We start from the raw sequence: 19,789 nt of genomic DNA on the forward strand, positions 1-19,789 counted from the left end.
CCGCCGTATACAGAAGTGTCTTAACGATCATCATGTTTTGAAAATTCTTCGCCTGCCAGACAACATCATAATATCGCTTTAGCTCCTCTTCTGTCGGTACATAGGGGAGCTTCTTTGCTGCTTTAGCATCTCGACTTCCAACTCCGCTCGAAGGTGCTGGAAAAGACTTTTGAGATAAGCATAGTCTGGTCGTTCCCCACGGATATACTTGGCTAGCTCTTTCGCTTTGCGTTTTGGAGATGTATTCCTTTCGCTCACGTAAGCACACTCCCTTCCAGGGGAAGACGTTCACTCATATTCAGCTTGAACGTTCCGTATGAGTTCACATGCGTATAAACCAGTGGAGTAAGTGCCCGTAAGTCTTCCGGAGTCATCATATCGTACCATCTTCGGTCAGATAAGATGTTGTGTAACATGATGGTATTGATGTAGACCATACAGTTCTGCAGGAGGTGAAGCGACAGTACGGCCATCTCCTGGTCCTCTAACCGGTTGGTAGCTATTTCTCCGCCTTTTCCGCAAAAAATGAAACTGTTTACCGAGTTCCAGTTCTCCACAACATTCAAGCCTGAATTGATCTCCCTGCGCAGCTCCTCTGAATGAAGATAATCGCATAGGAATATCGTCTTGACTGCTTTACCAAGTTCGCCTAAAGCTTGATAGGTTGGATGTTTTAAATTATTGCGTGTAAAACGCTTCAAGATGGCTTCCGTTTCAGCGGTACCCAGGCGTAAAGCAGTAGCATACTTCATCATTTGGTTGTACTGCTGCCTATCAGTTCCCAATTGATCGGGCGAGTCAGTACCGGTTGCAAATTCGGATAAGCATCGGTCATGCCTGGTTCCGGTCTTATAGCCCAGGGGCGTTTTCAATCAGCAATATATAGATCGAAACGTTTTAGTTCGTCTATATATTGTAACTACGAGCGTTGAAAATCGAATTATGCAAAATGCTGAAATAAGAAAAATGGCGATACCTTTAATTATGAAATCATTGCAAAGTATCTAAATAGGTATCGTAAGTAAATTTTGGATATGTATATGATTTTTTTTCTAAAAAATGGTATAATGAATTACGGAAAGGCCTATGTGATTCATCTGATTGCAGTAGTCCTCGTTTCATGAGTTGATTTTCTATATGTTCCTGATAAGGGGTGGTTATTTTTGTACAATACACCTACAGTTTCGGTGAAGTTTGAAGATTATCTAAAACAAAACGATATGGCACTGGCTCAATTTGCGGAATATTCAGGTGTCCATCAAAGGAACACTTAGTAATTGGATTATTCAGCATCGTCCTGTTTCCGTTCAGCAGCTTGATCGAATCACTGTGGCTATGGGTTTACCGGAAGGTCACTTTTACGATCTATACATAGAAAATTACATCATTGACCTCCCCCCAAACATGAGACGAATTGAACCATTGTTATATCGTTGTGCGGAGCTGGACAAGCTGGAAGCGATCCGTCGAATGGTTGGACATATTATGGACAAGCTTATGTACTCTCCCAGACTATATCAAATTGCAGAAACATTATTTTCACAGCGACAACATGCTGCTGCACTGTTGCTCTATGAGAATGTGGTAGAAGTGGAAAAATACCAGCACTCCGAGCGCTTGGCGATTTGTCAGTATCGTATATTCACAATTCAGGTTGGAGACGATCAAAGCCGAAATGTCAAGGCAGCAGCTGTTTTTGGAGCTTTTGTCGAACGACTGGATGAAATAGAGCAGCTTAACGCATTGAAGGATTTGGCTAATGTATATAGGTCTTTGCGTAAATGGGACAAGGTTGACGAAATGGCGAGGAAAATGAGGGCTAAAGCGGAAATCCAATATTCGATGAAACATCAACAAGAAAGTCGAGAGCGTGATGATTCCGCCAAGAAGCTAAGTCGTCCCATGTTTGTGTACATCACCTATGTTGATCTACTGTATGCTAGTGTCTGTGAAGCCCAAGGCGATTATCAACAAGCTCTACAATATACATATGACTACGCTGATTTAGATTGGGTCATAGAGACTGATGAGGATACCCGACACTGGGTTGGTTTGTTTCAACAATGGGCGGAAGGCAATACTTACGTATATAAGCTTTTATCGGGAGATATAAATGTACTACATGATTATGTTGAATTTATCGCTGCAACATGGGGTAGTCCCAGTGTAGCTGATACCACCCCTAGTAGATGAAATGTGAAAAAACGTATTTTTATGGGTAACATCTCTGGTGCTGTTGATCGTCGTAATTCAAGGAGGCCCATACGTTTAAGAAAACGTTGTCTAGTACCAAGAATTACAAAATGAAAAGGAGGTACTTGCTGCGCTAAAAAGTATACCTTTAGGTATGGGGGTTGGAAATATTGCGCGGCTATTGGAAAATATGGGTGACATCCGTGTGTTACATGTGGAGACTGATTCGGTATGGCGTGATTTAATCTGCGAATATGTGAAGCAGCAGCCAGATATGAAATATGTCGCAGGTATAGCAACGGAGAAGGAAGCCATTCATTTTGCAGAACAGTATAAAGTCGATGTTATCGTGATGGATGTAACACTAACCTCTTCGCAGTATGATGGGTTGGATGCAGTGAGAGAGATTTTGATGAGAAAACATGTTAGCATTATTATCTTATCTTCAGTAGATAATTCGGAAGTGATTGCAGACTCCTTTAGTGTTGGAGTCGTCAACTATATTAAGAAGAAGAACTACACGGATATTGCTGCAGCTATTCGTGATGCGTATCATAATCGCGTAGCAATTCATCCTGACGCTGCTAGGGTGCTGTGTGATGAGTTCCGTAAACTAAGATTGGAAGAGCTTAAACGCTCCCTTACGCAGACCGAGCGACAAGTAATCGCGTATCTGCACGAAGGATACTCTAAACCAAAAATAAGCGAAGTTCTGTATGTCGAACTGGAAACAATAAAAACACATGTGAAACATATACTCAGAAAGCTAAATGTGAATAGTTGCAAAGACGCAGTCAAAGTAGCAAGACGGCGAGGATTGTTTGACAACAATTACGTTATGCGAGAAAGGGGGATAAAAATGTAACCCTAGTAAAAAAAACGGAATCTATAATATAATTTGTAATAGAGGAGTTGGATCGCGCTATCTGTATTGGCGCCGGTATAGATTGCTATCACTGCTTCTCTAATTAGGAAATTGTCTAGTTTGGTGAAATACCGAGAGACAATGAAAATCTTAGGAGGTAGTTATTATGTCTAATAATCAATTTGATCTTGATGTACAAGTAAGCAAAAATGTTGGTAAAATCGAGCCTCAAATGACCAGTGTAATTGCTTGCACTACAGGATGTATTACTGGGCCTAATTGTGGATCTAGTGAATGCGGAACTGTACCTTGCGGTAAAACAACATCGATATATTGTTAATAAAAAACCAAGTATGATCATATGTAGTCAGTAATATTAACGTTCTGCAGGCTTCTGTCTAGTTGTTAGTCGTGTGGGCTAATGCAAGACAGAGGTCTGCACTTTTTTGTAGTGAAATGAAGAGAGGAACCAATATAGCATACAGAGGTGTGGCTGATGACCGAACTGATTCTGGAAGTGGATCGTGTGACGAAGCGAATAGGTAATAAGACTCTTATTCAAGAGACGTCCTTTAAATTGGAAAAAGGTATGATCTACGGATTTATAGGCCCTAATGGAGCAGGAAAAACAACATTAATGCGATTAATGACAGGGCTTATCCAGCCAACAAGCGGAGCGATTCGCATTGGGACATATGATGTGCAAAAGCAGAGAAAACAGGCACTAGCTAATGTAGGGGCGATTATAGAATCCCCCATCTTTTTTGAGTATATGACCGGAAGGCAGGTGCTTCGAAATTTATCTCGATTGCACTCTGAAATTCGCTCAGCAGATCGAGAAAAGCACATCGATCAGTTGCTCCAGAGTGTGGAATTGCAGTCCCGAGCAGATGATAAAGTGAAGACTTATTCGTTAGGGATGAAGCAACGATTAGGTATTGCGCAAGCTATGTTAGGGTCCCCCGACCTGCTGCTTTTGGATGAGCCATCCAATGGACTTGATCCGCTAGGTATGCGGGAACTTCGTAATCTGATCCTCCGGCTGAGGGAATCACGAGGTTTATCATTCTTCATATCCAGCCACCTTCTAGATGAGCTGCAACTCATGTGTGACCATCTCATTGTTATTCGAGCAGGAGTGGTCATATGGACGGGGAATGTGAATGATTTGATTGTGGATGGTCAGAGGCTAGAAGACGCATTCTTGGAGTTGATGTTGTCATGAAAGTGTTAATCAGGATTGAATTCGAGAAGTTGATCCATCAGAAATGGGCATGGTTCATATTAGTTTCTTGCATTCCGTTTGCTTATGCACTGATAACATATTTTGTGTGGGTTGATCAGCGACATTTACCTGATAGCCCATTCTATGTAGCTGCGAGCATGTCGGCATCGAGAGGGATGAAAGAAAGTATATATTTATTTGGGAATTTAATGGTCGCGCTGTTGGCCGGTCTCTTATACACAGAAGAATTTCAGGGTGGTAAATTGCGAATGTTTTTTTTAAGAAGCTATTCTCGGGGTCAAATCTTTGTTAGCAAATGGATGATAATGAATTTATTCATCCTGTTGATGATGGTTATTTTAGGCGTATCGTTTACGATTTTTGGCGTAATGAAACTTCCATCTCCCCCAGAGGTAATGATATCAGGGAATAGGATTTCTTCTACAAATGCTGCAATACTATTCTATACTTTGAAACAATATGCACTTGATTTCGCTACATTGATCGGGGGGGGCGGTTTGTTTATTTGGATTGCCATGTACTGTAGGACTGCGGCCCGTACAATTGGTATTGCGATGATCTATATCATTATATCAATATTTGCTACAAGTATTTTCGATCCGGGAAGTCCTTTAATAACGGAAAATGCATTCTTGCTTGCCTTGATTTATGCGGGGTTGATTCCAGGTATGCAGGTTGTTGGTGTCGAGAAGGCATTGTCGGGCGATGAATATGCACAAATTTCAATAGCAGTGGGTTTAGTTATTTACTTTTTCGTATGTATTGTAGCTGCTCGTAGAAAATTTACGAGAGCAGATTATTTAAATTAGGAGTGTTGGCGTGTGAACACTGGCTTGTGGATCAGTGAACTGGAACGGATATGGAAGGGGAAGAGGATTCGAACGTTTGGATGTGTTTATCTACTCGCTCTATTGATCGATATTGGATTCTTACGTCTAACAGGCGGTATTAAAATTGACCTAAGCTCGTGGTTTTCGGTTGATGCACTAAATCTGCCCGTATTCATTATGAAGGATATGTCGTTCTTGTTGCAATTGTTTGTGTTGCCGGGCTTATTTGTAGAGTCGCTTGCTGATGAGATACATTCGGGTGCGTATCGCATATATATGTTACGTTCGTTCGATCGCTATCAGCACTGGCTAGTTAAATTACTTACACAGATCGTTTTGATTGTCTCGCTTATCTTTGGGACAACGCTGGTCTCGCTAGCGTGTGGATGGTTGTTCTTTTCTCATCCGCAATCGACAGTGGTGTACTTAGTGCCAGAATCGATTGGATATGGCAATGTGTTGTGGCTAACGATCCAATACGATCTCCTTCTTGTACTGACTAGCATTGCGGTGCTTGTGATATGCAGTGTTTTTTCTATCCTTATCACACGAGTTTCAATTGTGTATGCATGCACCATTTTAGGGTTGCTTGGCAGTTATCTCATCGTCTCTGAACTTCGTTTTCTGCATGATCCGTTTGTCAGTATTTTGAGAGAACTTTGCGGACAAGGAAGTATGATCTTCTGGGTGTACTTAACCGGGATTGTTGTGATATGTCCAATCATCAGTTTCTGGATTTGGAGTAAGAGAGGAATGTAAAGCACGCATTATTGTTGATACAGAAAAACCCACATAGTCTTTCGTAGCAACCCGAGCGTGAAACCATCAAATGAAAAGAAGAAGCCCCAAAGAAAGGAAGACAGAAAAAAGTTAATCCGCAGCTTGTTTTAGGGTGTAGTAAAGGTGAATGAAATTCCACCTTGACTGATTTAGAAGTTTCGATACGAGAATGTTGGTGATTTAACCAATCACCGTAGTTTGGATGTGAGCGGTGTGGTGAGCGGTACGACTAGTGACTTTACCGCTAATGAAATCGACTTGCTCATCAATTCAGCATAGCCGATTTAGAATAATAATACTCATAATTTAACATGGAGATCACTTTGCCCTGTTCGTGGGGAAGAGGGAGTATTACCTATTTTTAGGAATAGACATTTTTGGGTATTTACCCATTTTATTATAGGTAACATTGATCATCCTTCTATTTGATTCACCGCTGTTACGTGCTTTCAAAATTTAGGATTATAAAAGATTTCGGGTATGTGTCGAATGTAAAGAGGTCTGAAAGTATTTAGACTCTATAACTACTCCCTAAATCTCTTATTTTCAGTCCACTATAACTAGGAGGAAAAATGACGAAAGAACCCAATATTTATCGTGCACTGGATTTCTTTATGATTCGTACGCCTGTTTTGCCATTCAATTTGTTTATGCAGTGTTTTCCTTCCGATTGGAAAGACCAAGAAGAGCTTAAGTGTTTTTCACTAAATAAACTTGTCGAATTATCCAATGACTCGATCATTCGCGAAGCGATTGCGGTATCGAGCCCGAGCTTGCTTGAGTCACTTTCTCATCTTGGTAATGACCAGAATGCACGAAAGAAAGCGCAGGTTATCAAAGGTTTCATGCGCTATCTGCTCCGCATGATGACGCGTCCCACACCATTTGGCCTGTTTTCCGGTGTGACTTACGGGCAATTCGCCGAACAGTCGCAGATGAACATAGAAGGCATCGCTACGTATCGCAAACGCGTGCGACCAGATATGGAATGGTTGTTAAAGATTGTTGATAAAATCGAGAAGCAGCGTGAAGTTGTGTTTCAGTTTCGTATTCAGCGCAACTCTCTTATCTACCGTCAAGGCGAACGAGCAAAAATTCCTTACGTAGCGAGATATGGCGATCTCGGCGTCGGAGAAAGTGATAGCGTATCCGTACGAGCCTCTGCAGTATTCGATCTGGTGATGGAAGCTAGTATGAATCCAATTCCGTACCTAGAACTCGTATCCCGGATTAAGAGTGCTTTCATGGAGGCAGAATTAGATACGATTCATCATTACATTTGGCAGCTTTTTGAACAAGAATTCTTAATTTCGGAATTGCGACCTCCGACGACGAGTATAGAGCCCTTCGATCATATCCTGTCTGTGTTGGATGGGGTAGAGGGTATAGATGAATGGAAGGTTGCTCTCAATGAAATCCGTCGGAATATTCGCTCGTATAATAACCGATCAATTGGGCAGGGCGAGGAGCAATTACTTCAGTTGCGACAGATGATGAATGCTTTGGCGGAGGTGAAGACGGCGGTACAGGTTGACTTGTCCTTGGAAGATCGATCCGTGACTTTGCCCTATCAGGTTCGTGAGGATGTTGAGAAAGTTGCACAATTGTTTAGTCGAATTTCTACGCGTAAGTACCGACACCTGGAGGAATACTGCAATGAATTCATGGAGAAATACGGCCCGTATCGAGAGATACCAATTTTGGAGTTGCTGGATGAGGAGATTGGGCTAGGGGCACCGGCCACCTATCAAAATCCGAGTAGCGCTCATAGGCAGTTAAAGAATCCGAGTGTGCCATTCAGTACGAAGTGTGAACAATTACTCTTCAAATGGTTCGTCTCGTGTATGCATCAGGGTGAACAAGAGATCGTTCTCACGAACGAAAGGATTCAACAGATCTTGGAGGATGAATCTGATAAAACCACCAGTGAGTTAATTCCTACTCCGTCAATGGAACTCTACTTTTTAATGGTTGTGCAGGATCGGGAAGCACTCAATCGCGGAGAGTACACGTTAGTACTTGGACCGAATCCTGGATCGAGTGGCGCGGGGAAAACGTTCGGACGATTTATTGATTTAATGGGTGTCTCGTTTAAAAACATGTTCAATGAGATTCATGAGGAAGAGCAACGCCTATCACCAGGTAAACTACTTGCAGAGATTTCGTACTTACCCAGTGCAGCCAGATCAACGAATGTCGTTCTCACGGAAAATTTTCGCACGTATGAAATCGGAATTGGCACGAATCACACTGTACCAGAGGATCAACAGATTCATGTGTCCGATCTGATGGTTGGGGTGCGAGACAATAAATTTTATTTGAAGTCACGCAAGCACAATTGCGAAGTGATCCCGACAGCTGGGCATATGTTGAACTACCAGGGTGCACCGAATGTGTACCGATTTCTGGTGGAAGTTAGTCAGGAAGGGTATCGACAATGGTCGACATTAGAATGGGGAGTAATGGATCAATCCCCCTTTACTCCGCGTTTAAGATATGGGAACATCGTGCTAAGTCCAGCGACATGGCGTATACAATTGAGTGGCAAGACATCTGAGCGCGAGAGCGAGGAGCAATTGGCACTTCTGGTTAGGGAATTCAGTATGCAGTGGAAAGTACCTCGGTATGTGTATATGACCCAATTCGATAATCGTATCTTGTTCGATATGGAGCATCCTCTGCATGTGGAGGAGATCTGCAAAGACTTGAAATCAAATGGTCAAGTGACGCTGATCGAGCATATAGGGGGATTCGAGGATATGCCAATCCAGCGGAGCGATGGGCACCTGACGGCGGAATTTGTCTTCCCGCTCGTTAGACGCACGGAAGAGATGGATCTGACCCAAGCGGAAGTGGCGGTAAGTAAGGAGACAGAAATCTCTCGCCTGACTGTTGTTGATGCATCGCAGCGTGTGCAGTTGCCGGGTGGATCGTGGTTCTATGCCAAGTTCTATGGGATAGATAGTCGCCAAGATGAGTTCATTGGTCGTCAGTGGGGAGATTTTGTTCAGAAATGCCGTGAGGCAGGTGTAATTGAACAAGCGTATTTCATTCGTTACTCCGATCCAACTCGTCATATTCGGGTACGGTTCAACATGCCAAGCGGTAATGACATATCTTCGTTCATCCCAATCTTCCATGAATGGACGACTATGTTACTTCAAGATGGAATGATAAATAAGGTTGTTATAGATACGTATGAACCAGAGATCGAACGATATGGTGGACCTGAGCTTATGCGATTAGCGGAACGTATGTTTGCTTGTGACAGCGATGTCACAGCGAATTTGGTTCGGTTGCTTCGATTTAAGCAGATCCAGCTAAGTCAGGAGGTCGTGGCGGTGTGTAGTGTGATACAATACATGACTCAGTTTGGTTACAACGAGCAGAAGGTTTACGAGCTCCTCAATGAGCGCTTCGATGTAAAAGAATATCTGGATGACTTCCGTAATGAACGGCGTTTATTCCTGCAGCTGTTAGGGAGGGATTCATCCGAATTAGTACCATTGCATCAAGAAGGTAAGCTGATTCATCAGATTGGTCAGCACAGGGCAGAGGCTGTCAAGCGGTATCAGCAAGCACTTCTTGAGCATGAGCGGCAGGGCACTCTTATGAACAACAAAGACGATATCCTGTTCAGTGTGATTCATATGTACTTAAACCGCTTGATTGGGATTGATCGAGATAAAGAACGTAAGGTAATGATTATGGCTCGTCATGCCCTTAATAGCTTGTTGCAATATTGGAGGAAGAGCTAATGAACTTTATTTGGAAGGAATGTCAGCATGAATTAGCTTCACTCTGGAAGACGGTTCGACACGGGCTGCAACTCTTCCGATTGATTTTCCACATGAATAAGAAGTATATGATTCCAAGTATGATACTACACATCATTCAAGGCGCTGTGCCTGTGATGACATTAATGGTTACACAGAATTTGTTGAATAGTGTTTCCGTGGGATGGAAAGAAGGGGAATATCGGGTACTTTCTCACTTTGTTTGGTTCATTGCCATCTATGTTTTGAAGAATTTCATCGACGTCGCTCAAAGTTATGTGGAGGGTAATCTTCAGGCGTTCATTTCCAATTCGATGAATGTCATGATCTGCGAGAAATCAACCACGTTGGGATTGGCCGATTTTGAGAATGCTTCGATTAATGACCAATTAAAAAGGGTTTCACAAGAAGCCACTTATCGCCCCTATCAATTGTATAGTCAGATGGCTAGCATAACTTCTGGAATCATTACACTTATTTCATCTGCTATCTTACTTGTTCTGTGGAAATGGTGGGTGGTGCTCGTGATTTTCATGGTATCAACGGTTTCTATCTATTCGATTTTCAAAATCAATCGAGAACAGTTCCAAATCTACTTGGATCGTACTCCGCAGAATCGAGAATCGTGGTACATGACGTATCTATTAACAAACGATAGCACATTTAAGGAAGTGAAACTATTCCAATTGGGTTCTTACTTGTTAAACCGATACCGCGATTTGTTGCACGGCTTCTTCCTTGTGGATCGTCGCATATTGTTGAAGCGAATTCGAGTTACTTTTCTGTACGATATGCTAGAAATGGTAGCTTTGTTCTGGGTAATTGGGCTTGCAATTCACGAGACATTTATAGGAGCGATGATGATCGGGAGTTTGTATGGGTATATCCAGGCGATTATGCTCACGCAGAACCAGATGAATGGGGTTATTCAGGGGCTTGTCCAGTTCTCACAGAACAATCTTTACATGGAGCAGTTGCTCTTGTTCTTGCAATTGCCCACGTCGGATCCTGTTAATCGACAGAAACAGTTTCCCAATGCAACAGAGCTATCGTGTCACGCAAATGCAAGTGTCCAGATTACACAGATTTCGTTCGATCAGGTATCTTTCGCTTATCCAGGACAAGATTCGGATACGATTCGAGAAGTGGATGTGACATTCAAGAAGGGGCAGACTGTGGCTATTGTAGGGAAGAATGGTTCGGGTAAGTCCACACTCATGAAGCTGTTAATGCAATTGTACACGGATTATCGTGGTACCATCCAAGTCAATGGCCGTAATGTTCTCGACTACGATCTGCAACAAGTCCAAGAACGTATGGGGGTTGTGTTTCAAGATTTTGTTCACTATGAAATGTCGGCTCGCCATAATATTGGCTTCGGCTCATTGGCTGAACTCGAACAAGATGAGCGATTGATGGATGCAGCCAAAGTTGCAGCAATTGACCAAGTGATTGCGAATTTGCCAAACGGTCTCGATACACAACTTGGCAAATGGTTCGATGAAGGACATCAACTTTCGGGGGGACAGTGGCAACGTATTGCAATTGCAAGAGCCATTCTGCGAAGTGCGGATGTATATATTCTAGACGAGCCGAGCTCGTTCTTGGATCCATTAGCTGAACGAGACTTACTGCAATTGTTCATGCATTTAATGAGAGACACGATAGGGATTTTCATTACACATCGTATCTCGTCAGCGCGTCTAGCGGATCAGATTTTAGTCATGGAGGACGGTCGGATCATTGAGCAGGGATCGCATGCTGAATTGATACGTTTAGGTGGGGTATATGCGCAGATGTATCAAGTGCAAGCAAGTTCATTTACAGAAGAAGTTGCGGTGAATTAGAAGGAGATGATTGAGGATGAAAGCGGCAAGTGCGGTATCGACACAATGGATCCCCTTAAACGGGGAAGTTAGAAAGCAAGTAGAACAAGTGTTGCAGGCGATTGTGCAGCGTTATAAGGATCCTGATCAGGTACGTGCCCAGATGAAGCAGGTTCCTGGGCAAGTGATTGAAGGGAAACAGGTAGCACGATGGTCAGACACAAGCTTCTCGGGTGGATTTACAGGTATTTGTGTATTAATGGGACAACTGGATCAGTTATATCCTGATAAAGGTTGGGATATGGTAGGGCATAGTTACCTGCAAAAGATTCAACAGGTAATCGAACAGCAAGGTATTCATACTCTATCTCTATACAGTGGGTTAGCGGGTATTTTGATAGGCGTCCGTGCTCTGTCACGAAAGAATACGCGCTACCAAGGCATGCTAGATACACTGGCTAGTTGGTTCGAGGAAGCCGTGTTAAATTATGTAGAGATATGCAAAAACCAGTGGGAAGAAGGGCAATTGCGTATTAGTCAGTACGATACAATCGAAGGTCTGACAGGAATTGCACGAGTTGTGTTGGCTTTCTCAGATCGACCGCAGATGAAGATCATCTGGCAACGGATTGTTGAAGTATTCCATGTCTTCTGTGGGGAAAAAGATTATCAAGGACATCGGATCCCTGCTTGGCATATTCCGTCTGCGAATCAGTTCCTCGAACATGAAAAGGTGCAGTATCCAAATGGGAATTTTAACCTAGGCCTATCCCATGGTATCTCAGGACCGCTGGCTTTTCTGAGTCTATCGCAATTGCAGGGCATGACAACAGAAGCGATGCGTGCAGATCTGCGGCGGCTCACCGAGTGGATATGTCGATGGCGAGTGAGCGGTGAAGCAGGAACGTTCTGGCCGGGGCGAGTCGCTGTTGAAGAGGTACTTCAGGGTGAATTGCATCCGAGCAGTACCCGAGACCCGTGGGACTCCTGGTGCTATGGGGTGCCTGGGATTGCACGATCCATCTGGCTAGCTGGGCAAGCGATGCATAATCAGGAATGGAGCGCAATTGGATTGCAGGCGTATGTAGACATAGAGAATCGCATCCAGACCATGGGAGGACTCACCGCCTCAACCTTGTGTCACGGTGTAGGGGGGCTGCTTCATATGGTTCAACGTATGTATTCGGATACGGGTCATGTGACGCTTGGTGGGATGCGTGATGAACTAGTTGTGGCTGTGCTGGATAAGTATGCGGCAGAGTCGAAGTTTGGTTATTATGATGAATATTTTGTGAATGGCAAGTATCAGCAAGTGGATGAAGCGGGCTTTTTGACGGGTGCCGCGGGCGTGGCACTTGTGCTAGCTTCTTTGCTTTACGAGGAAAGCCCGGATTGGGATATGGCTTTGTTGATACGATAGGTTAACACCACACCACCGGACAACGCCGGGGACAAATTTTTGTTTTATGGCGGATACCTTCCGATAACATCAGACTTCAACCATTTTCAAAGTTCCTCCATGTTTAACCTTGGACTGAAGGGTGGCAAGAAGACCAACTCAAGGCGTTCCTGATGTTTCTCCAAAAAGGCTAGTATAATTTAGCACAGCCAGTAATTTAACGCCACGATGTTTACCCGTTGTTTGGATGATGAGTTGCTTACTTTTGAGGAACCACGTATGCTGAAGCGCCTGATAATCGCGGATCATGGATTCATCTTCTAAGAGTAAATGAGCAATCAGCTCGTCCACCCGTCGTTTTTCAAACCGGGGAAAGTCACTTCGGTAAATATCTTCTGCTTAGCTTCATCCGCCGCAGCCAAGTTATACGTGGGTTTGGTGTAATTGAGTCCAAGTCGGTGCACCATTTTAGAAATACCACGCAGAGAATAGGGATGACCAAACTCCCGCTTGATGTATTCGCCAATAAGAGATAGAGCCCAACTGTATTTGTTCAGAAATCCGACTTCGTGTGGAACCGAAGATACGATGCTTTGCTTAAGTTGTTCTTGCTGTTGTTTCGTCAGTCGCTTAGGGCCTCCAGTTTAGTAGTCACTTGTAGTTCGACTACTTATTTGTAGACGTTCGTTCCGTTCTGCCGATGACTTCTGAGATCTCTTGCGCATTTTTTTCTTTCAAATGCAGATAAATGTCTTGATAATGCTCGAACATACGCCGATCTTTCTCCTTTTTCATCAAAGCTTCAATTTCAATAAATCCTTGTGTCTGTTCCATATTTTCACCGTCGCTTTTATGACTTTATAGTTATTTCGGGCTATTCGTAGTTTAGCGTGGGTCACATAAATCTATAAAAATCGGACAAGGGAATCGTGTTCGGTGAGATGAGCGGGTTGTGGCTCCAAACTGATCGCGGTTCTCTTTTGTTTTAAATCTCGACTGTCTTCAGCTTCAGTCTGCCAGCGATCAAATAAATCGTCGTCTTCAGGTTTTTGAGCGACCTAGCGGTGCCCGTCGTTTGGCACATTGAATAAGACCGTTAATGGCCTCCATAATACCGTTTGTTATTTTCGATGTAAACCATCTTAAGATCCCTGTTTCATGCTGACGAATCGTTTTCGCGGATTTCACCATATCAGGGATTTGATTATGTGTCGCCCAAAAATACCAGCTATCCAAGAACAGTTTCGCTTTCTCAGGCGTTTCCTGCTTCCACAACTTCGAAAATGTGAGCTTCAAGTGATACGCTTTTGCCGTTTTCAGATCTTCGTCCTTGAGACTCTTTGCTTGTTTTATAGCTTGAAGACAAACCCTAGTCTGATAAGCCAAGAAATCAACGGCCGTAAATACCGCGAGGTAATCTGCGTAATGGGCTTTTGGTATCTTAAATAGAATGCCTAACAAGAAGAAGAGTAAAAAGAGCAGAACGGCCGGCGTCTACCGCCTCTGCTCTTTTTTCGTATTATTAGGTCAGCCAGAAACTTCTGATTGGCCTTTTTTTGTAGGTGCTTTAAGATGGCGGTAGCCGGGAGAACGTGGTCTTTTTATTAGGGGCAATTAACCCCGCAAATAAAACTGTTCTTCCACTACCTCCAATGACCATGTTTGAGCTGGTAGGGGCGAAGGACCCCGTATCACAAGCGAAGCTATGGGTTTGGAACCATCGTGGAAGTGCCGGTAAATCTTCAAGTTGGAGGTTGTTTTGGAGCCAGCATTAGGATGGATGTGTCAAAAGGGTCTAGTGTGGTTCAGGCCTTTACGAGACGAAACGAACCTTATGGAAAGATGGAAACCATCTCGCACGGGGAGGCCGGTTTTGAGCGGCTGGAAGAGCTCCTTACAGAGTTGCAAGAGAGTACAGGCTGTACTCCAATCGTGGTTCTGGAAGCGACAGGACACTACCACCGGGCCTTGGCAGCCTATTTGGAACATAGGGACTGGACGTACTTTATCGTGAATCCGTTACAGTCCAAACGAGCTAAAGGAACGCAGCTGCGTAAGGTCAAAACAGATGTGGCGGATGCGTGGCATTTAGCGGATATGTATTACCGTGGAGACGTCACGCCACATCGTGTATGGGACGAAGCATTTACAGAGTTGCAGCATGTGACCAGACAGCATGAGTTTGTAACGGGGCTGTTTGTGCAAGCGAAGTTAAACGCCAGAGCCTTATTAGATCAGGTTTTTCCGATCTACGAGAAGGCTTTTCGGGATCTATTTTCGGCGACGTCTTTGAAGGTGCTGGCGCGTTGTCTGGAGGGTAAACACAATGATCTTGGACAGGTCATTCAGGACGGAGGCGTCGGGAAGTCACGCTCGAAACGCTGGGTTCAGGAGTGAACTGATTAATATCAAGTTGGTCGATGTTGATTTTCGTTACTGCCACATTCTTATTCATAGTGGCAAGGGGAAGAAGGACCGTATTGTACCATTCCCTCATTCGTTCAAGGAAATGTTGGCCATGCATGCTGATTCCATAAAGAAGAAATACACCGATCGGGGAATCCGCAAATTCTGGCCAAATCTTCGGAAGCTGCTGGCATGACTCGAAATTTGTCTCCACACAAGCTGCGACATTTTCTCTTAACCTGGCTATATAAAGTAAGGCATTGATAATGCGTTCATACAACCGTATTCGGGTCATGAAAGCCGTAAGTCATTAGAAGTCTATTCCAAGCTTGCCATCACTGATGCACAGGAGGAATATAACGAGGTTATCAATTGATTTCCCATTTAATAACATCTACTTTGCGGGTGGTGTCAGCTTCGCTGGACTCCCCCTAGTGGAGCGAGCAACCACCTGAGGTCCGATGGCTTTATCAGGCCAAGCTTGAGAATCCGGCTTTAAAATCCGAATGACTCCTATATAAGCCCTCCCTGACTTTGGGCTCTTGCCATGTGACCATAACAGGGCGTTTGCCATATAGTATTATAACTACACATCAAAACCAGACAGGGAGTGCTTATTTTGTACAATACAACTTTTTATCGCGATATGAATACATCTAACGATCCTAATCAACTCGCCGGTGAAAACTTTGTAAAGGCGGAGCATTTCGAACGGATGAAAATGGCTAATGCGAACAATCCAGTGCTGTTTTTTCAGTTTGCCGAACAAGAGTATTATCACAAAGCCCTTGCTCATCGCTATCAAGGAATTGCTCATGCTGCCGAAAAGTAGCAAATTCATTTAAGTATATTTTGTTTCATTCAAAAAGTATCAGATCATGCTTAGTAAAAGATTCTGGATCAATGACATTGGAGGGCCTTGTTTGAGGGCTTATCTTATGTCATTTTTTTTGGTAACAAGATACTTCTTCTTATCGTAGTTAGTAATACGCTGAATTGTCACCCATTACGATATGATTGTAATTAAGATAATGATTTTGAGTTTCTCTGTGGTTGATTTCATCAACAGAAATAAACTTTAAATCCATAGTTTGTGTGGCCATAATCCGTATAATTATAACGGAGGTGATGAAATGAAAGAAATCAATATTGCTAAAACACTTATTGTAAAGCGCAGAGAAAAAGGGATTACGCAGGATGAGCTGGCAGCATATATCGGTGTTACAAAAGCGTCTGTTTCAAAATGGGAAACAGGGCAGAGCTATCCCGATATTACCTTTCTTCCTCAATTGGCGGCATATTTTAATATCAGCATCGATGAATTAATAGGATATGCGCCTCAAATGACAGAGGAAGATATTAAAAAGTTGTATCACAGACTTGCCTCTGATTTTACTGAAAAGCCCTTTGATGAAGTGATTACAGAGTGCAGTAGGATCATAAAAAAATATTATTCCTGTTTTCCTCTGCTGCTTCAGATGGCGTTATTGCTTACCAATCATCATATGCTGGCGGCAGAGCCGGAAAAACGGACAAAAATGCTTGAAGAATCTGTCAGCCTATGTATTCGGGTGAAAACAGAAAGTGAGGATGTTTCGCTTACCAAAGATGCAGTATCATTGGAAGCTACCTGTTATCTTATGTTACAAAAACCGCAGGAGGTCTTGGATTTACTTGGTGAAACCATCCGTCCACATTCTCCGGTTGATGAAATGGTAGCACAGGCGTATCTAATGATGGGAAACGTGAAAAAGGCCAATGAAGTCATGCAGATTAGTATGTATCAGCACTTGTTATTACTGGCTTCAGGAGTACCGTCTTATCTACTCCTAAATGCGTCAAAGGTAGAAAAAACAGAGGAAATCTTGCAACGCGCTTTTGCTCTTGCAGATGCTTATGACCTAGAGGAGCTACATCCCAATACGATGGTAAGGGTATACTATACGGCTGCACAGGTGTATTGCATGCAGGGTAATCACGAAACCGCCTTGGATATGTTGCAAAAGTATTTGTCTATTTGTACTTTAAATTTTTCTCTATATGACTTGCATGGTGATTCTTATTTTGATGTCATTGACGACTGGCTCAAGGAATTCAAGCTAGGATCAAAGACCGTTCGAAATGAAGAGACTGTCAAAGCAAGCATGATACAAGGTATTGTAGAAAATCCCGCATTTGCTGTCTTGGCAGAACTGCCGAGATATAAGAGTATTGTTGGAACCTTAAAATTCAAATTGGAGATGAACGAAAATGGGAAACATTTATAAGCGTGCATTGAAATTTTCACTTTGTATGTTACCAATCGGTATTATTGGTGGAGTACTGATAGGAATGCATAACATCGCTACGCTGAATGAAGAAATGATTAACCAGATCCTATCTCAGATGTCCAAAGAAGTATACATTATAGTCTCAGGTATTCAAACGGGCATTTTATATACTGGTATTATGGGATTTTTGGGGTATATTTTAGCTGATAAGGTAAACCTGCTGAAAAAGCTGACTTTTACAAAAAAAAGTACGCTGATTACTTTATTTATTAGCATTATAGCTGGTCTGCTTTTATTATCGGATTATTTCTTTTTCGCCAAAATGATTCCCGAAGTTGCGGCAAGTTATACGAAGGATAGCTATTCGCTAATCTATCTGGCCGTCTCGGTTATTTACGGTGGAGTAATAGAAGAAATTATGATGAGATTATTTTTCATGTCATTGGCTGCTTTTATCTTTTGGAAGCTGTTTGCCCGCAGCAAAGAAAAAGAGAATATCCCAGTATGGGTATTTGTAGTTGCCAACATTGTATCAGCACTTTTGTTTGCAGCAGGACATATTCCGGCAACGATTGCGGCGTTTGGTGGTCTGAACACCTTAATTCTAATCCGCTGCTTCTTACTCAACGGCATTTTTGGTATGGTTTTTGGTTGGCTGTATCGGAAGCTGGGATTGCAATATGCGATGATGGCACACGCTTTGGCGCATGTTATTCATCATGTTATTTTGTTATACCTCCTACTTTAGTAGCAATAAAGGTTTATACAAGCCATCACATCAATTGAGCCTTATAAACCATCCGGCCGAGGACCTTGAAAGGATATTCATTTTATGACTATAACTAATATTTCAAGAAAGCAGCAGGATCTTATACAAACATACGTGGATTCTCCTGAAAAGCAAAGAAAGTTATATCACCGTACAATCATTACGGTAATTATTTCGCAAATTTTTGGTGGTGCCGGTCTTGCGGCTGGAGTAACAGTCGGGGCATTATTAGCACGGGATATGCTGGGTACCGATAAGTTCAGTGGCGTTCCTACAGCTTTATTTACACTAGGATCAGCAGTAGCCGCTTTACTTGTTGGTCGATTCTCCCAAAGATTGGGTAGAAGAATGGGGTTAGGACTGGGCTTTATTGCAGGAGGAATAGGAGCGATCGGCGTTGTTGGGGCAGTTCTTGCCAATAGCATTATCTTACTTTTAATTTCACTTCTTATCTACGGAGCGGGAGCGGCTACCAATCTACAGGCTCGTTACGCAGGTACAGACCTAGCGAACTTTAAACAGAGGGCCACTGCTGCAAGTCTGGCTATGGTTTTTACCACAATTGGAGCAGAAGCGGGGCCGAATTTAGTAGAGGCAACTGGCAGACTCGCCCTTTCGATCGGAGTTCCCAGTTTAGCAGGACCCTTTCTTTTATCAGCAGTTGCTTATCTTTTTGCAGGAATTGTTCTATTGTTGTTTCTTCGTCCTGATCCTCTGCTGGTTGCATATGCTATTGCGCATAAGGTAGATACAGAAGCAAAATCTTCTTTAGCCAATACAGCAACTTATGATGGACGTGGAGGAATTACTCTCGGTGCTTTAGTTATGATATTGACTCAAATTGTCATGGTAGCGATTATGACGATGACTCCCATACATATGGCACATCATGGACATGGATTGAGTGAAGTTGGAGTGGTTATCGGTTTTCATATTGGTTTTATGTATCTGCCATCTCTAATTACAGGTATTCTGGTAGATAAAGTAGGGCGGACTGTAATGGCGGCGGCTTCTGGCTTAACTTTGTTAGCTGCAGGAGTTATAGCTGCTCTTGCGCCTTCTGAATCGATGGTTATGCTAATTGTTGCTCTTTCTCTCTTGGGACTGGGCTGGAATTTTGGACTAATTAGTGGAACTGCTCTGATTGTAGATTCAACCAAAACATCTAATCAGGCCAAAGTGCAAGGAGTTGTGGATGTATTGATTGCATTAACAGGCGCATCTGGAGGAGCGTTATCTGGCATGGTAGTTGCAAATTCCAGTTATGCTACGCTAGCCTATGCAGGCAGTTTCCTTTCTCTTCTTTTGATTCCAATTATGTTTTGGATACGCCCGCAGAAGATCAAGTAGTAAAATCAGCTTTACACCCAGCCGGATTTTCAGGCTGTCGAGGAAGTCTCGACAGCCTATTTTATGTTGATTTTGTTTA

The 19,789-nt window shown here is 43.0% G+C and carries 16 protein-coding genes and 3 pseudogenes; 14 read left to right on the top strand and 5 right to left on the bottom strand.

The window, feature by feature from the left end; translation table 11 throughout:
- Positions 1 to 268: pseudogene (locus L693_RS31780) on the bottom strand (hypothetical protein); the annotation flags it as partial.
- Positions 255 to 850: pseudogene (locus tag L693_RS0125635) on the bottom strand (Tn3 family transposase); the annotation flags it as partial. The pseudogenes L693_RS0125635 and L693_RS31780, both read right to left, overlap by 14 nt.
- 313 nt (positions 851 to 1,163) lie before the next feature.
- Here L693_RS0125635 and L693_RS0125640 point away from each other — a divergent pair.
- The 9 genes and pseudogenes from L693_RS0125640 to L693_RS0125675 all read left to right on the top strand — a co-directional run.
- Positions 1,164 to 2,151 (top strand): annotated as a pseudogene (locus L693_RS0125640) (helix-turn-helix domain-containing protein); the annotation flags it as partial.
- Between the two features lie 247 nt (positions 2,152 to 2,398).
- A complete protein-coding gene (locus tag L693_RS0125645; RefSeq protein ID WP_197030066.1) occupies positions 2,399 to 3,058 on the top strand; it encodes a response regulator transcription factor in 660 nt (219 codons plus the stop codon).
- Between the two features lie 166 nt (positions 3,059 to 3,224).
- Positions 3,225 to 3,398 (top strand): gallidermin/nisin family lantibiotic, encoded by a 174-nt coding sequence (locus tag L693_RS29665; protein ID WP_081752209.1) that lies wholly within the window; start codon positions 3,225 to 3,227, stop codon positions 3,396 to 3,398.
- Positions 3,399 to 3,554: 156 nt separating this feature from the next.
- The gene (locus L693_RS0125650) at positions 3,555 to 4,283 is read left to right on the top strand and encodes an ABC transporter ATP-binding protein (protein WP_025721120.1); all 729 of its coding nucleotides are present in this window, start codon (positions 3,555 to 3,557) and stop codon (positions 4,281 to 4,283) included.
- The gene (locus tag L693_RS0125655) at positions 4,280 to 5,113 is read left to right on the top strand and encodes an ABC transporter permease (RefSeq protein ID WP_025721122.1); all 834 of its coding nucleotides are present in this window, start codon (positions 4,280 to 4,282) and stop codon (positions 5,111 to 5,113) included. The genes L693_RS0125650 and L693_RS0125655 overlap by 4 nt, the downstream gene beginning before the upstream one ends.
- Before the next feature lie 12 nt (positions 5,114 to 5,125).
- Positions 5,126 to 5,893: a hypothetical protein gene (locus tag L693_RS0125660; protein ID WP_025721124.1), complete on the top strand. Its 768-nt coding sequence runs from the start codon at positions 5,126 to 5,128 to the stop codon at positions 5,891 to 5,893.
- Between the two features lie 593 nt (positions 5,894 to 6,486).
- Positions 6,487 to 9,672: a lantibiotic dehydratase gene (locus L693_RS0125665; RefSeq protein WP_025721126.1), complete on the top strand. Its 3,186-nt coding sequence runs from the start codon at positions 6,487 to 6,489 to the stop codon at positions 9,670 to 9,672.
- Complete coding sequence (locus tag L693_RS0125670) at positions 9,672 to 11,537, top strand: ABC transporter ATP-binding protein (RefSeq protein ID WP_025721128.1); 1,866 nt, start codon at positions 9,672 to 9,674, stop codon at positions 11,535 to 11,537. The genes L693_RS0125665 and L693_RS0125670 overlap by 1 nt, the downstream gene beginning before the upstream one ends.
- 16 nt (positions 11,538 to 11,553) lie before the next feature.
- Complete coding sequence (locus L693_RS0125675; protein WP_025721130.1) at positions 11,554 to 12,936, top strand: lanthionine synthetase C family protein; 1,383 nt, start codon at positions 11,554 to 11,556, stop codon at positions 12,934 to 12,936.
- Between the two features lie 317 nt (positions 12,937 to 13,253).
- On the opposite strand, the gene L693_RS32540 is transcribed toward L693_RS0125675, so the two are convergent.
- The 3 genes from L693_RS32540 to L693_RS32545 form a co-directional block, all read right to left on the bottom strand.
- A complete protein-coding gene (locus L693_RS32540) occupies positions 13,254 to 13,541 on the bottom strand; it encodes a helix-turn-helix domain-containing protein (protein ID WP_081752210.1) in 288 nt (95 codons plus the stop codon).
- Positions 13,542 to 13,581: 40 nt separating this feature from the next.
- Positions 13,582 to 13,749, bottom strand: a complete 168-nt coding sequence (locus L693_RS30300; protein ID WP_155983943.1) for a hypothetical protein — start codon at positions 13,747 to 13,749, stop codon at positions 13,582 to 13,584.
- Positions 13,750 to 13,956: 207 nt separating this feature from the next.
- On the bottom strand, positions 13,957 to 14,376 hold the full coding sequence (locus tag L693_RS32545; protein ID WP_025721132.1) for a transposase: 420 nt from the start codon (positions 14,374 to 14,376) through the stop codon (positions 13,957 to 13,959).
- A 315-nt stretch (positions 14,377 to 14,691) separates the two neighbouring features.
- Between L693_RS32545 and L693_RS0125695 the strand changes: the two genes are divergently transcribed.
- The 5 genes from L693_RS0125695 (at position 14,692) to L693_RS0125725 (ending at position 19,710) form a co-directional block, all read left to right on the top strand.
- Complete coding sequence (locus L693_RS0125695) at positions 14,692 to 15,312, top strand: IS110 family transposase (RefSeq protein ID WP_231503763.1); 621 nt, start codon at positions 14,692 to 14,694, stop codon at positions 15,310 to 15,312.
- 619 nt (positions 15,313 to 15,931) lie between these two features.
- Positions 15,932 to 16,153 (top strand): hypothetical protein, encoded by a 222-nt coding sequence (locus L693_RS0125705; protein ID WP_231503764.1) that lies wholly within the window; start codon positions 15,932 to 15,934, stop codon positions 16,151 to 16,153.
- A 301-nt stretch (positions 16,154 to 16,454) separates the two neighbouring features.
- Positions 16,455 to 17,588, top strand: a complete 1,134-nt coding sequence (locus tag L693_RS0125710; RefSeq protein ID WP_025721139.1) for a helix-turn-helix transcriptional regulator — start codon at positions 16,455 to 16,457, stop codon at positions 17,586 to 17,588.
- Positions 17,572 to 18,339 carry a CPBP family intramembrane glutamic endopeptidase gene (locus L693_RS28555; protein WP_081752212.1) on the top strand — a complete coding sequence of 256 codons (768 nt, stop codon included), beginning with the start codon at positions 17,572 to 17,574 and terminating at the stop codon, positions 18,337 to 18,339. Before L693_RS0125710 ends, L693_RS28555 begins: the two co-directional genes overlap by 17 nt.
- An 84-nt stretch (positions 18,340 to 18,423) precedes the next feature.
- Positions 18,424 to 19,710 (top strand): MFS transporter, encoded by a 1,287-nt coding sequence (locus L693_RS0125725; RefSeq protein WP_025721141.1) that lies wholly within the window; start codon positions 18,424 to 18,426, stop codon positions 19,708 to 19,710.
- Positions 19,711 to 19,789: the final 79 nt, after the last annotated feature.

The sequence above is a fragment of the Paenibacillus sp. 1-18 genome, from assembly GCF_000520755.1.
Lineage (GTDB): Bacteria > Bacillota > Bacilli > Paenibacillales > Paenibacillaceae > Paenibacillus > Paenibacillus brasilensis.

Excerpts from the sequence above, each read along its gene's own strand:
- L693_RS29665 (WP_081752209.1), top strand. The coding sequence starts at position 3,225 with ATGTCTAATAATCAATTTGATCTTGATGTACAAGTAAGCAAAAATGTT.
- L693_RS0125650 (WP_025721120.1), top strand. The coding sequence starts at position 3,555 with ATGACCGAACTGATTCTGGAAGTGGATCGTGTGACGAAGCGAATAGGT.
- L693_RS0125655 (WP_025721122.1), top strand. The coding sequence starts at position 4,280 with ATGAAAGTGTTAATCAGGATTGAATTCGAGAAGTTGATCCATCAGAAA.
- L693_RS0125665 (WP_025721126.1), top strand. The coding sequence starts at position 6,487 with ATGACGAAAGAACCCAATATTTATCGTGCACTGGATTTCTTTATGATT.
- L693_RS0125670 (WP_025721128.1), top strand. The coding sequence starts at position 9,672 with ATGAACTTTATTTGGAAGGAATGTCAGCATGAATTAGCTTCACTCTGG.
- L693_RS0125675 (WP_025721130.1), top strand. The coding sequence starts at position 11,554 with ATGAAAGCGGCAAGTGCGGTATCGACACAATGGATCCCCTTAAACGGG.
- L693_RS30300 (WP_155983943.1), bottom strand. The coding sequence starts at position 13,749 with ATGGAACAGACACAAGGATTTATTGAAATTGAAGCTTTGATGAAAAAG.
- L693_RS0125695 (WP_231503763.1), top strand. The coding sequence starts at position 14,692 with ATGGATGTGTCAAAAGGGTCTAGTGTGGTTCAGGCCTTTACGAGACGA.
- L693_RS0125710 (WP_025721139.1), top strand. The coding sequence starts at position 16,455 with ATGAAAGAAATCAATATTGCTAAAACACTTATTGTAAAGCGCAGAGAA.
- L693_RS28555 (WP_081752212.1), top strand. The coding sequence starts at position 17,572 with ATGGGAAACATTTATAAGCGTGCATTGAAATTTTCACTTTGTATGTTA.
- L693_RS0125725 (WP_025721141.1), top strand. The coding sequence starts at position 18,424 with ATGACTATAACTAATATTTCAAGAAAGCAGCAGGATCTTATACAAACA.